This is a genomic window from Microbulbifer maximicatervae (SeqCode) (genome assembly GCF_052468095.1).
Window position 1 is genome coordinate 3,300,936 of sequence record NZ_CP174332.1, and the last position, 11,587, is coordinate 3,312,522.

The following is an 11,587-nucleotide window of genomic DNA, read 5'->3' on the forward strand; positions in this document are numbered from 1 at the left end:
TAACGCAATTCGGGCTGACAATGATCTACGTGTTGATAGAACGGGAAATTGCGGCAGAAATGCAGGACAGCTATGAAGAGGCCGCCCGCAAAATCCTCACTTGCGCCTACCGCACAGTAGGCTTTATCGAGGGGCAGACCTATATCGAGAAGGGCAATCCCTTGCGGCGCTTTACACTCTCCAAATGGCAATCTGAGCTCCATTGGCAACACTGGTATACCAGCCAGGAGCGCCGCGCACAGATGAATCTACTCAACCCACTGATGGTGCGGGAAGAGCGCATTACTGTCCTCGAGATCGCAGCATAAACTGGGCAGCCAACTCTACTGCGGATTGCCAATGCTGAAGCTGGTTAAAACCGCTGGCGCGACGGGGTTTAAAGTCGTGATCGCCATCTTCCAGCCACTCGACCTCAATGGTGTTCGCCAAACCGTAGCCCTCTACCTCAGCCCGGCTGCCTAATGGGTCCCGATCTCCCTGTATCACCAAGGTCTGGCAGCGAATATCCACCAAGTGCTCGGTACGCAGCTTTTCCGGCTTGCCCTGGGGGTGAAACGGATATCCCAGGCATACGGCACCGGCAATCGCCTTCTGCCCCCAGTATTCATCCGCCAACAGACTCGCCACGCGCCCGCCCATGGACTTACCACCGATAAACAGGGGCAACTCGGGGCCTAACTGGACGATTTGCTCGCGGAAAGACTCTTGCAGCTGGGGCATGGTATTGGGTGGCCGCTTACTTCCCCCGGTGCGCCGCTGCACCATATAGGGAAACTCAAAACGGACAACTTCCACACCCTGCTCACACAACCCCTGCGCCAGGAACTGCATAAACTCACTGTCCATCGGCGCCCCGGCGCCATGGGCAAACAGAAAGCGCGCAAGGGGCTCTCTCGGGCTATCGATCAACCACTCAGACATCGGGGGGCAGGTCCTCGGCCAGGACCAGGTTTACAGTTTCTTCACCGGGCTCAAACCAGATCACCACTTGGCCGGATTGCAGCTGGCGACGCAGGCTGGCAACTTTGTCCACCAGTTCCACTTCACGTTCACCGTATTCGGTGCCCTCGCGAGTGGCGTACTCTTCCAGCAGAGATTGCAGGGTATCGGCATCTAGTTGTTCGAAGGGAATAATCATACAGCGACTAATTCAGGTAGGCTGGGAGCAGCCATAGCCACCCCCAGAATATTGTAAAACGATCAGGACTTGGGTTTGCGGAAGCGCAGGGTCATACGATCGCTCTCGCCGATAGCGAGATACTTTTCACGGTCCTCTTCACCCAAGCGCATTACCGGTGGTAAGGTCCATACGCCTTTGGGGTGGTCAGCAGTGTCTTTGGGGTTCGCATTTACCTCGCTGGCCTCTTCGAACTCAAAGCCCGCCTTTTTAGCCAAGTCGATAACATACTCCTGGGTGACATAACCACTTTTCACCATATCTTCCAGGCTGGTACCTGGCTTGGCACGGTGCTCAACGATCCCCAGAACACCACCGGGCTTCAGCGCGGCAAAAAAGCTGGCAAAAGCTTCATCGGCATAATCGCGATACATCCAGTTGTGCACGTTGCGGAAAGTTACTACGGCATCGGCACTGCCTGCCGGAGCAATCTCGCGGCCGGTTTGCGGGGCAAACTCAGTCACAATCACTTTCTTGTAGGCCTTATCATTGGCAGCCAGCTTCGCTTTGAAGTTCTTCAGGGAGCGCTTGAAGTAGTCGGACTCACTATTCTCAGGGAAGTGCGCCGCGTATAGGGTCCCTTCCTTGCTCAGGTAGGGACCCAGAATTTCGGTATACCAACCGCCGCCCGGGGTAATTTCCACTACCGTCATATCCGGCTCGATCCCCATAAACTTCAGGGTCTCCTCTGGGTTGCGGTACTGATCACGGGCGACATAATCCTTGTTGCGATGATCCCCCTTAATGGCAGCAGAGAAATCTGCGGCCTGGGCTGTGCCCGCCAAAGCCAGGGCACCGGCCAGGGCCACCAGGGATTTCTTAAAATTGCTCGTCATAGTTTTTCCTGTGTTGTTATCGTTGGTCCAACTTCGTTTGCACACTGTCGATCTTATCCTGCATAGATTGCTCGCGGTCAATACGAGTTCCCAATTTCAGACTGGAACTGATTCGGTCGGCGCCCATTTGATGCACCCGCTCGTGGCACTCTTTAACTGCCGCCATCACCTTATCCCAGTCCCCCTCGATATTGGTACCGTATGCGTGCAGACGATAGGAAAGCCCCGCCTCTTCCAGCACCCGCTCGCACTCAGCAACGTATTTACTGACGGAAACACCAACGCCGATAGGGATCACACATAAGTCCGCAATCACGTTCATCAACAGTCCCTCGTTAAAGTACTTGGATATTGGTTTCAAAATAACGCTTTTGAGATTGGCCGATAGAGTTATTCGACGAGATCCTATTACAATGTCAGCTCAACGTCTCTCGTGAAGCAAAGGAACCCTATATGCAACAGCATCTCGTTATCTCCATGATCTCTGATGACAAGCCCGGTGTCGTGGAAAAGCTTTCAGCAGTTATCGCAGATAACGGCGGCAACTGGGAAGACAGCCATATGGCCCACTTCGCTGGGAAGTTTGCCGGAATCCTGCGGGTGGCGGTGCCCGCAGATAAAAGCGAGACACTTAAAGAGGCGTTGTCAGCCCTGACAAACGCAGGCTACAACCTGGTCATTGAAGATGCCATTGCAGTATCCGCCAAACCCCAGCAGACGCTGACGCTGAAACTGGTTGGCAACGACCGTCCCGGCATAGTCCGCGAGATCTCGCGCGCCCTTACCGCCCACCATATCAATATGGAGCATCTGGAAACCACTTACGGCAGCACGCCCTGGAGCGGTGAGCCCCTGTTTAATGCCGAGTGCACCATCAGTGTGGCCGAAGACATAGATCTCGACGGCCTGCGTGACGATCTGGACCAGATTGCCAATGAACTCGGGGTCGAGATCGATTGCGAGGAGATCGCCACCCCCATCTAATTGTGGAATAATCCGCAGCCGTACAGGGCCGGGCACTGCTGTCCGGTCTAGCTAGAAGTCTCCCCAGCGCAAACGCCACCTCATGTTCAAGATTGTTCTATACCAACCTGAAATAGCGCCAAATACCGGCAATATTATTCGACTTTGTGCCAATACCGGGGCAGAGCTGCACCTTATCGAGCCCTTAGGTTTCGATATGGATGACAAACGCCTGCGTCGCGCCGGCCTCGACTACAGCGAGTACAGTCGCGTGGTGCGCCACAAGGACTGGCAGACCTTTATCGATAGCGAGCAACCCGCCAGGGTGCTGGCGCTCTCCACCAAGGGAAGCAAAAGCCATACCGCGATCGAATTCCAGGCGGATGACGCCATTGTGTTTGGCCCGGAGACCCGGGGGCTACCCGCAGAGTTCCTGCAAGCAGTAGGGGCCGAAAACACTTTGCGTATCCCCATGCGTGCCGAGAGCCGCAGTATCAACCTATCCAATGCCGCCGCCATTGTTATCTACGAGGCTTGGCGACAATTGGATTTTAGTGGCGCCGTGTCCCAGCAGTAAGAAGTTCACCTGTTATGCAAAGTTCCCAAGCCCCAATCGGACTCTTTTACGGTTCCAGCACTTGCTATACCGAAATGGCTGCGGAGAAGATCCGCCAGTGTATCGGTCCTCAATGGATTGATATCCACAATATCGCAGAGGCGGATATTGGCCTCGCCGAAGACTACGACTTCCTTTTGTTCGGCATTCCCACCTGGGACTACGGCGAACTGCAAGAGGACTGGGAAAATATCTGGGACGACTTGGCCGCGCTGGACCTGCACGAGAAAAAGGTCGCGCTGTTTGGTCTGGGTGATCAGGAAGGCTACCCCCAGTGGTTCCAGGACGCCTTGGGCTATTTGCATTCACAGCTCCTCGCCTGCGGTGCCCGTGCAGTGGGCTATTGGTCCGCAGAAGGTTACGAGTTTGAAGAGTCCAAGGGGCTAACCGCCGATGGCAGCCAGTTTGTCGGGCTGGCCCTGGATGAGGAGAACGAATTCGATCTGAGCGAGGAGCGTATCCAGCGCTGGTGCGCCCAGGTAATGCGCGAGTTTGGCTTGCAGGATGAGGGCTGACGGAAGTCTTATTGTGAGCGAACCGGACAAAAAGTACGCAGAAATTGAATGGCGTGAAGACGGCCAGCCGCTGTCTCGCGCCTACGACGACATCTATTTTTCCAGCGCCTCCGGCCTGGAGGAAACCCGCTACGTTTTCCTGCAGCAAAATGCCCTGGCTGAACGCTGGCAACGGCTCGCAGAGAACGGCACCTTTACCATTGCCGAGACAGGCTTCGGCACCGGCCTGAACTTTCTCGCCGCCGCAGAGCTTTGGCAGAAAACGGCCCCGGAAAGTGCTCGCTTGCACTTTATTTCGGTCGAGAAGTTCCCACTGCGTCCCAACGACCTGCGCAGGGCAATGGATCTCTGGCCACAACTGGCCCCGTTCGCTCAGCCTTTGATTGATAGCTACCCTCCCCTGCTGGCCGCCGGCATTCACCGGCTGCACTTTGGCCCAGTCAGCCTGACCCTGATTATCGGGGAGGCAAGTGAGGCCCTGAACAGCTTGCGCCTGCAAAGGGACAGCGATCACCAGGTAGACGCTTGGTTCCTGGATGGTTTTGCCCCAGCCAAGAACCCGGATATGTGGACACCAGAGCTGTTTAACAACATGGCCGCTCTGAGCAGTCCCAGCGCCACTTTCGCCACCTTTACCTGTGCCGGGCTGGTTAAGCGCGGACTCCGCGATGCCGGTTTTTCCCTGCGCAAGGTTCCCGGCTTCGGGCGCAAAAGAGAGATGCTGTGTGGCACTCTGGAGAGCCCACAAGTGAGCGAAACCAGAGAAACTCCGTGGCACCTGCCTCACCAGGAAAGCAAGCCCCCTAAAACCGTCGCTATTGTCGGCGCGGGAATAGCCAGTGCCACTATTGCCCGGGCGCTGGCAGAGCGCGGCATCGATGTTCAGGTATTTGAACAGGGTGAGGAACCCGGCTCTGGTGGCTCTGGGAATGACCAGGGAATTCTATACGCCAAGTTATCTCCCAAGCCCGGCCCCAACGGAGACTTCAATCTCCACGCTTTGATGTTTGCCCAGCGCTACTATCGCAGCCGCTGCTCTAAAGTGAGCCACTTCAGCGGTCTGCTTCAATTGGCGCAAACTGAGCGGGAACAGCAATTACAGAGTCAGGTTGCCGCCACACTGGCGGAGAGCGTTGGGCAGCTATTGGCTGAACCTGTCGATGCTCGAGCGGCCAGCTCCCTGGCAGGCGTCGACCTACCCGTGGGTGGACTGCACTTTCCTCACGCCGGGTGGATTGAACCGCGCAAAGTCTGCGCCACTTTATTACAGCACCCAAATATCAACCTGCACAGCAACAGCTTGGTAAAAGGGTTAGGGCGAGAATCGAGCGGTTGGTCAGTAAAAACAGACCGCAGTGACTTTCAATTTGATGCGGTAGTTCTGTGCGGTGCCAATGATATTCGCCAATTTGCCCCTGCGGCGGCCCTCCCCCTGAAGCCAATTCGCGGGCAGGTGTCCAGAGCAACGGCCACTGAAAATTCTTCGCAGTTACAAATGGCTTTGTGCGGTGAGGGTTATATCACTCCTGCTTATCAAGGGCGTCAGAGCTTTGGTGCCACCTTTAAGCTTAAGGAGACCGCTACTGACCTACGGGTTAGCGAGCACAGCGAGAATCTACAAACCCTGGCAGAGCTACTGCCGAAAATAGCAGATGAGTTCTCACAACAGTCTCTCACTGGCCGAGCGGCTTTGCGCGCAGCGACCCCCGACTACCTACCCTTAGCCGGCCCCTTACCCAACTGGGACTCTATCAACGATACCTATGTCGCACTGCGCAAGAATCGCAAGCAGTACGTTCCCGAGCGGGCTGACTACCAGCAAGGCCTCTATGTAATGGGAGGCTTGGGTTCCCGTGGCTTTACCTACGCACCACTAACAGCCGAGGTACTGACTGCCTGGATGCTCAACGAGCCCCTTCCGGTCAGCGCAACCCTGGCCAAAGCACTGCACCCGGCTCGCTTTGCCATTCGCGATCTGGGTAGAAACCGGGATATCAAGTAGAGGGGACTCCAGTCTCCTTCTTCTCTGAAGACAGCAAGTTGGCACTGCCGGAACCACAGGCGACGATCGTCTTCATCGCCGCCTCAACACTCACGCCGGGCAGTATTTCTACGCACTCTGCCGGTACGTGAAACACAAACCCGGAGGTGGGTACCGGCGCTGTGGGCACATAGACGGTCATATCTCCATTGGGGTGTTGAGAAGTGACAATTGCGGTGACAGTGAGCGGATTATCAATGCCGTGAATGCGGACCTTGGCTACCGGCCCCGCCAGCACACCTTCACCACCGCCACCAATAAACTGGATCACCACATCTTTGATGGTGCTGTAACCCGGCGCCAGGCGTCCCAACCAGTGATCCACATGGCGGTGCAACCAGCTGCCAACACTGGTTTTCACCAACAAACCAATCGCGAAACAACCACCGAGAATCAGGGCTATCACCACGAGCCTGGCAAGGGTATTCTTAAATTCTGTATGCGCCTCAAGCCACACCACAGCGGGAGCTACAAGATCACTAACTTGACCGAACAGCCACTGAAACAGCAGGACAAAGATAGCTATAGGCAGCACCACTGCGAGTCCACCCAGCAGCGTCAAAGTGATAAAAGTTTTAATTCTGGTCATAGGCTATTGATGAACCGACTTCTCGTGAACAGCTGGATACTGTTATTGCTTTACGCCCCGTGGCTGCAAAGTGCAGCTGCAGAGACACAACTCCAAACAATCCCTTTTTCCATCCTGGAAGAGCGCCAGCGTGGAGGGGACCATTTCACCCAGGGGCTTTTCTACGATGGTCAACGCTGGTGGGAGAGCAGTGGTCGCTACCGCCGCTCCTGGCTCGCCGAGTATACCGATCCTGGCGCCAATCCAGTAAGACGCAAATGGCTGGCCAGGAATCGTTTCGCCGAAGGGCTCACAGTTCTCCACGATAAACTTTACCTGCTGACCTACAAGGCGGGAGAGGTCCATGTCTACCACGCAGACAAGCTCCAACATTTGAAGGTCATGCACTATCGAGGCGAAGGCTGGGGCCTCACCAGTAATGGCCAGCAGCTGATTATGAGTAATGGCAGTGGCGAACTGGTTTTCCGCGATCCCGATACTTTTGAGGTAGTGCGACACCTCAAAGTTCAAGGCGGAGGTAAAAATTGGTCCAGACTCAATGAATTGGAATTTGCCCAGGGCCTGATTTGGGCAAATATATGGCAAGAAAAACAGATTATTGCCATCGATCCGGAGAGTGGCCAGGTGCGCGGCATTATCGATCTCAGCGCTCTCAATCCGGCCGGCAGAAATCACCCTGACACCGTGGCCAATGGGATCGCCTGGGACAAAGCCAAAAATGGGCTCTGGATAACTGGAAAGTACTGGAAACAGCTCTATTTGATTCGCCCTGCAGGACTGGGCTTTGAGCGTACCAGTAGAGTTTCTAACGCTGATCCGTAACGGTCAGCACCCCCCCATCCCGGAGATAGTCCATCGCAGACAACTGCAACTGCAAGCGATAGCCGTGCCCCCTGCTCTGTAGGCTGACGCCTTCCAAACTCGCCTCGCCGTCATACAGCGTGGTGAATTTCCCTTCTTCATTTTCCCACTGAATATTTTCAACTTTTTGCATGCCGGGTAACTCAAGAGTGACCACTGTGAACTCTTCCGGCAAAGGCTGTAGCTCAACCTGGGCAACACCCGATGCGGTCGCCAGGGAAAATGCCAGTTGGTTTTCCGGTGCTGTTTGCCACCCCAGGTGAGTGTCAGCAACAACAGATTGAACCAGATTATGTGGGGAGGTGGAGGCGCACCCCAGAAGTCCGGCAGGAACCGTCAACGACAACACAGTTGACAAAATCAATGTGCGCATAGCCCTATCCTTAGCTTGCCGCTGTGATGGCGTAGGATTATAACCCGCGAAATATGTCACAGGCGTAAAGCCGCCAATTTCATTCAATTTCAGCGGCATACTCATCAATAAACATACCACGCGCGATCGAGCCACAAGGTATACTCCCCGCCCATGAACTCCCCACAACATATTCTCGAACACGTTTTTGGCTATACCGATTTCCGCGATCCTCAAAAAGCAGTTATCGACACACTGGTAGCCGGCAATGATGCCCTGGTATTAATGCCCACCGGCGGTGGTAAATCCCTGTGCTACCAGATTCCCGCCCTGGCGCGCCCCGGGTGTGGAGTTGTTATCTCCCCCCTGATTGCCCTGATGCAGGACCAGGTAGAAGCTCTTCAGGAAGCCGGCATCCGCGCCGCTTACTTGAATTCATCAGTGGCCTACGACGAAATCCAGGCAATCGAAAGCCAGCTATTACACGGTGAGCTGGATCTCCTCTATCTGGCCCCGGAGCGGTTGCTACAGCCACGAACCCTGTCATTACTGCAAAGGGTGGAACTGTCGCTGTTTGCCATTGATGAAGCCCACTGTGTTTCCCAGTGGGGGCACGACTTTCGCGCCGACTATCTGCAACTTAACTGCCTGCACGAGCAATTCCCCCGGGTACCCCGTATTGCCCTGACAGCGACAGCAGACAAGCGCACCCGTGCAGAAATTGCTCGCCGCTTGGACTTGGAAGAGGCCCGCCACTTTGTCAGCAGCTTCGACCGCCCCAATATCCAGTACTGCATTGAGCCCAAGGACAACCAGCGCCGCCAACTGCTGCAATTCTTACAGAATGGACATCAGGGCAACGCCGGGGTTATTTACTGCCTGTCCCGAGCCAAAGTGGAGAACACTGCGGAGTGGTTGAGCCAGCAAGGCTTCACTGCCTTGCCCTATCACGCCGGGCTACCCGCCGAGACCCGCGCCGAGCACCAGCGCCGCTTCCTGCGTGAAGAGGGCGTCATTGTTGTCGCCACCATTGCATTTGGTATGGGGATTGATAAGCCGGATGTGCGTTTCGTTGTTCACCTGGACCTGCCCAAAAGCATCGAAGCCTACTATCAGGAAACGGGCCGTGCCGGCCGCGATGGTGGGGCCTCAGTTGCTTTACTCCTCTACGGTCTCGAGGATGTGGTAAAGATCGGCCAGATGGTGGAGTCCTCAGAGGGCAGCGAAGAGCACAAGCGCCAGGAACGCAGCCGCCTGAATGCCATGCTCGGGCTGTGTGAAATCACCAGCTGCCGCCGCCAGGCCCTGCTGGACTATTTTGCGGAACCACTGGACGAACCTTGCGGCAACTGTGACACCTGTCTGGAGCCGCCTGCCACCTGGGATGCCAGTGAGGCAGCGGTAAAACTTCTCTCCTGTGTCTATCGCACCGGACAGCGCTTTGGCGCCAGCCACGTGATCGATGTACTGCGCGGCTCCGAGAACGAGAAAGTCCGCAAATTCGAGCATGACCAGCTCTCCACTCATGGCATCGGCAAAGACCTGAGCGCAGCCGAATGGCGGGCAGTCGTGCGGCAGCTGATTGTTCGCGGCTACCTGGAGGTCGAGGGAGAGTTCCAGGGGCTGAGGCTCACTGAAATTTGTCGCCCGCTGCTGCGCCGGGAGGAGGCTCTCAACCTGCGCAAGCTTCCCCCGAAAGCGGCGCGCTCGCAGAGCCGTGACAATCACAACCTGGATGATCTAAGCCCAGAAAACCAAGTGCTTTGGGAAGCCCTGCGCAACTGTCGCAAACAGTTGGCTGAAGAGCGCGGCGTGCCGCCTTATGTCGTCTTCCACGATGCGACCCTGCGCGGCATGGTACAAGCCCACCCACAAACACGCAGCGAGCTATTAGCGGTCTCCGGCGTTGGAGACAGTAAACTCGAACGCTTCGGCGATGCATTTTTGGCGGTTCTCAGGGATTTTCCCAAACACGAATAACTCCGAACAGTCGGGAGCTTTTCCCCAAAACACAGAGCTGTGTTACAAAGGGGCAAAGCAGTAGAACAATAATTGATAAACCCGACTGAGAGAGAACTATGAAAGTAATCGGCCACCTGATTAATGGCAACATGGTTAATGACACCGGTGCCGCAGGTAACTCCGAACTCCAAGAGGTCACCAACCCCTCCACCAACGAAGTGATCGCCCAGGTTTCGCTAGCCTCTAAAGCGACTGTTGAAGAGGCCATTAGTGCAGCTGAAGCAGCCTTCCCCGCTTGGCGAAACCTTCCGACGGCCAAGCGAGTACGAATTATGTACCGCCTGCGAGACCTGCTGCAGGAGAACGCCGCAAAGATCTGTGAGCTGATTACCCTGGAACACGGCAAAGTCCTCGACGATGCGATGGGGGAATTACAGCGGGGCATAGAGAATATCGAGTACGTTTGCTCTACTCCGGAAATGCTAAAGGGCGAGCACAGTAAAAATGTCGGGCCGGCAATAGACTCCTGGAGCGAATTCCAACCACTGGGTGTTTGTGCCGGCATAACCCCCTTTAACTTCCCCGCTATGGTCCCCCTGTGGATGTGGCCCATGGCAATTGCCTGCGGCAATACCTTTGTACTAAAACCCTCCGAACGCACACCCTCCTCCGCACTGTTTATCGCGGAGCTGGGTATAGAAGCCGGCATCCCTACAGGGGTACTGAATGTGGTTAACGGCAGTAAAGAGGCCGTCGATATACTCCTCACTGATAAACGTGTCCAAGCGGTGAGCTTTGTGGGATCGACTCCGATCGCAGAGTATGTCTACACCACAGGCACCGCCCATGGCAAAAGAGTGCAAGCGTTTGGTGGTGCCAAGAACCATGCGATCATCATGCCCGATGCCGACCTGGACAACGCTGCCGCTGCTCTGATGGGCGCAGCCTATGGTTCCTGTGGTGAACGCTGTATGGCCATCTCTGTCGCTGTAGCGGTAGGTAATGAAACCGCCGATGCCCTTGTTGAGAAGCTCAAAGTACAAATTGCTGATCTGAAAATCGGCGATGGTATGGACAGCCAAAGCGATATGGGGCCACTGGTAACCCGGCAACACTTACAAAAAGTGGAGAGTTATATTGCCGCTGGTATCGAAGAAGGTGCCGAGTTGGCTGTAGATGGGCGCAACCAAACCGTTTCCGGTTTTGAAAATGGTAATTATCTAGGTGCCTGCCTGTTTGATCGAGTTACTCCGGAAATGTCGATTCACAGCGGGGAGATATTTGGCCCGGTACTCTGTGTGATGCGTGTCGAGTCCATGCAAGAGGCAATGGATATTATCGATGCTCATGAATACGGTAACGGCACCTGTCTATTTACTCGCGACGGTGAGGCCGCACGCTATTTCAGCGACAATATTAAAGTTGGAATGGTCGGTATCAACGTACCTCTGCCGGTACCGGTAGCACACCACAGTTTCGGTGGCTGGAAGCGTTCACTGTTTGGCGACCTTCACGCCTACGGCCCCGATTCAGTGCGTTTTTACACCAAGCGCAAAACCATTACCCAGCGCTGGCCTACCAGTGGTGTAAGGGAAGGTATTCAGTTCAGTTTCCCCTCAAATCAGTAAGCACTGGGGTGGCAGCCCCCCAGATTTCCCCTTCAAAAAAAGTGCCC

Annotated in this window: 14 protein-coding genes; 8 read left to right on the forward strand and 6 right to left on the reverse strand. The window is 55.4% G+C overall.

What is annotated here, in order from left to right; translation table 11 throughout:
• The first annotated feature begins 20 nt into the window (after positions 1-20).
• On the forward strand, positions 21-308 hold the full coding sequence (locus ACJJIL_RS14325; RefSeq protein ID WP_445360004.1) for an antibiotic biosynthesis monooxygenase family protein: 288 nt from the start codon (positions 21-23) through the stop codon (positions 306-308).
• On the opposite strand, the gene ACJJIL_RS14330 is transcribed toward ACJJIL_RS14325, so the two are convergent.
• The 4 genes from ACJJIL_RS14330 to ACJJIL_RS14345 all read right to left on the reverse strand — a co-directional run bounded on the left by ACJJIL_RS14330 (position 283) and on the right by ACJJIL_RS14345 (position 2,374).
• Positions 283-921 (reverse strand): alpha/beta family hydrolase, encoded by a 639-nt coding sequence (locus ACJJIL_RS14330; RefSeq protein ID WP_445360005.1) that lies wholly within the window; start codon positions 919-921, stop codon positions 283-285. The genes ACJJIL_RS14325 and ACJJIL_RS14330 overlap by 26 nt on opposite strands.
• On the reverse strand, positions 914-1,138 hold the full coding sequence (locus ACJJIL_RS14335) for a YheU family protein (protein WP_108732557.1): 225 nt from the start codon (positions 1,136-1,138) through the stop codon (positions 914-916). Before ACJJIL_RS14335 ends, ACJJIL_RS14330 begins: the two co-directional genes overlap by 8 nt.
• A gap of 62 nt (positions 1,139-1,200) precedes the next feature.
• Positions 1,201-2,013 carry a class I SAM-dependent methyltransferase gene (locus ACJJIL_RS14340; RefSeq protein ID WP_445360006.1) on the reverse strand — a complete coding sequence of 271 codons (813 nt, stop codon included), beginning with the start codon at positions 2,011-2,013 and terminating at the stop codon, positions 1,201-1,203.
• 16 nt (positions 2,014-2,029) lie between these two features.
• Entirely contained in the window at positions 2,030-2,374 is a 345-nt protein-coding gene (locus ACJJIL_RS14345) for an MTH1187 family thiamine-binding protein (protein WP_444916616.1), read from the reverse strand.
• A gap of 92 nt (positions 2,375-2,466) precedes the next feature.
• On the opposite strand from ACJJIL_RS14345, the gene ACJJIL_RS14350 reads away from it, so the two are divergent.
• From ACJJIL_RS14350 to mnmC, 4 genes are all read left to right on the forward strand, one after another.
• A complete protein-coding gene (locus ACJJIL_RS14350) occupies positions 2,467-2,997 on the forward strand; it encodes a glycine cleavage system transcriptional repressor (protein ID WP_108732554.1) in 531 nt (176 codons plus the stop codon).
• Between the two features lie 82 nt (positions 2,998-3,079).
• A complete protein-coding gene (gene trmL / locus ACJJIL_RS14355) occupies positions 3,080-3,553 on the forward strand; it encodes a tRNA (uridine(34)/cytosine(34)/5-carboxymethylaminomethyluridine(34)-2'-O)-methyltransferase TrmL (RefSeq protein WP_108732553.1) in 474 nt (157 codons plus the stop codon).
• Positions 3,554-3,567: 14 nt separating this feature from the next.
• Positions 3,568-4,107, forward strand: coding sequence for a flavodoxin FldB (fldB, locus tag ACJJIL_RS14360; RefSeq protein ID WP_444896612.1), 540 nt, complete (start codon positions 3,568-3,570; stop codon positions 4,105-4,107).
• A 13-nt stretch (positions 4,108-4,120) separates the two neighbouring features.
• The gene (gene mnmC / locus ACJJIL_RS14365) at positions 4,121-6,109 is read left to right on the forward strand and encodes a bifunctional tRNA (5-methylaminomethyl-2-thiouridine)(34)-methyltransferase MnmC2/FAD-dependent 5-carboxymethylaminomethyl-2-thiouridine(34) oxidoreductase MnmC1 (RefSeq protein WP_445360007.1); all 1,989 of its coding nucleotides are present in this window, start codon (positions 4,121-4,123) and stop codon (positions 6,107-6,109) included.
• On the opposite strand, the gene ACJJIL_RS14370 is transcribed toward mnmC, so the two are convergent.
• Positions 6,102-6,737 (reverse strand): DUF502 domain-containing protein, encoded by a 636-nt coding sequence (locus tag ACJJIL_RS14370; RefSeq protein ID WP_108732551.1) that lies wholly within the window; start codon positions 6,735-6,737, stop codon positions 6,102-6,104. The genes mnmC and ACJJIL_RS14370 overlap by 8 nt on opposite strands.
• 9 nt (positions 6,738-6,746) lie before the next feature.
• On the opposite strand from ACJJIL_RS14370, the gene ACJJIL_RS14375 reads away from it, so the two are divergent.
• On the forward strand, positions 6,747-7,559 hold the full coding sequence (locus ACJJIL_RS14375) for a glutaminyl-peptide cyclotransferase (RefSeq protein WP_444896609.1): 813 nt from the start codon (positions 6,747-6,749) through the stop codon (positions 7,557-7,559).
• Here the strand turns inward: ACJJIL_RS14375 and ACJJIL_RS14380 are convergent.
• Positions 7,543-7,971: a hypothetical protein gene (locus tag ACJJIL_RS14380; protein WP_157953964.1), complete on the reverse strand. Its 429-nt coding sequence runs from the start codon at positions 7,969-7,971 to the stop codon at positions 7,543-7,545. The genes ACJJIL_RS14375 and ACJJIL_RS14380 overlap by 17 nt on opposite strands.
• Before the next feature lie 153 nt (positions 7,972-8,124).
• On the opposite strand from ACJJIL_RS14380, the gene recQ reads away from it, so the two are divergent.
• Both recQ and ACJJIL_RS14390 read left to right on the forward strand, forming a co-directional pair.
• Positions 8,125-9,930, forward strand: coding sequence for a DNA helicase RecQ (gene recQ / locus ACJJIL_RS14385; RefSeq protein WP_445360008.1), 1,806 nt, complete (start codon positions 8,125-8,127; stop codon positions 9,928-9,930).
• Positions 9,931-10,028: 98 nt separating this feature from the next.
• Positions 10,029-11,540 (forward strand): CoA-acylating methylmalonate-semialdehyde dehydrogenase, encoded by a 1,512-nt coding sequence (locus tag ACJJIL_RS14390; RefSeq protein ID WP_445360009.1) that lies wholly within the window; start codon positions 10,029-10,031, stop codon positions 11,538-11,540.
• The last annotated feature ends 47 nt before the right edge of the window (positions 11,541-11,587 follow it).

Excerpts from the sequence above, each read along its gene's own strand:
- ACJJIL_RS14325 (WP_445360004.1), top strand. The coding sequence starts at position 21 with ATGATCTACGTGTTGATAGAACGGGAAATTGCGGCAGAAATGCAGGAC.
- ACJJIL_RS14330 (WP_445360005.1), bottom strand. The coding sequence starts at position 921 with ATGTCTGAGTGGTTGATCGATAGCCCGAGAGAGCCCCTTGCGCGCTTT.
- ACJJIL_RS14335 (WP_108732557.1), bottom strand. The coding sequence starts at position 1,138 with ATGATTATTCCCTTCGAACAACTAGATGCCGATACCCTGCAATCTCTG.
- ACJJIL_RS14340 (WP_445360006.1), bottom strand. The coding sequence starts at position 2,013 with ATGACGAGCAATTTTAAGAAATCCCTGGTGGCCCTGGCCGGTGCCCTG.
- ACJJIL_RS14350 (WP_108732554.1), top strand. The coding sequence starts at position 2,467 with ATGCAACAGCATCTCGTTATCTCCATGATCTCTGATGACAAGCCCGGT.
- trmL (WP_108732553.1), top strand. The coding sequence starts at position 3,080 with ATGTTCAAGATTGTTCTATACCAACCTGAAATAGCGCCAAATACCGGC.
- fldB (WP_444896612.1), top strand. The coding sequence starts at position 3,568 with ATGCAAAGTTCCCAAGCCCCAATCGGACTCTTTTACGGTTCCAGCACT.
- ACJJIL_RS14370 (WP_108732551.1), bottom strand. The coding sequence starts at position 6,737 with ATGACCAGAATTAAAACTTTTATCACTTTGACGCTGCTGGGTGGACTC.
- ACJJIL_RS14375 (WP_444896609.1), top strand. The coding sequence starts at position 6,747 with ATGAACCGACTTCTCGTGAACAGCTGGATACTGTTATTGCTTTACGCC.
- ACJJIL_RS14380 (WP_157953964.1), bottom strand. The coding sequence starts at position 7,971 with ATGCGCACATTGATTTTGTCAACTGTGTTGTCGTTGACGGTTCCTGCC.
- recQ (WP_445360008.1), top strand. The coding sequence starts at position 8,125 with ATGAACTCCCCACAACATATTCTCGAACACGTTTTTGGCTATACCGAT.
- ACJJIL_RS14390 (WP_445360009.1), top strand. The coding sequence starts at position 10,029 with ATGAAAGTAATCGGCCACCTGATTAATGGCAACATGGTTAATGACACC.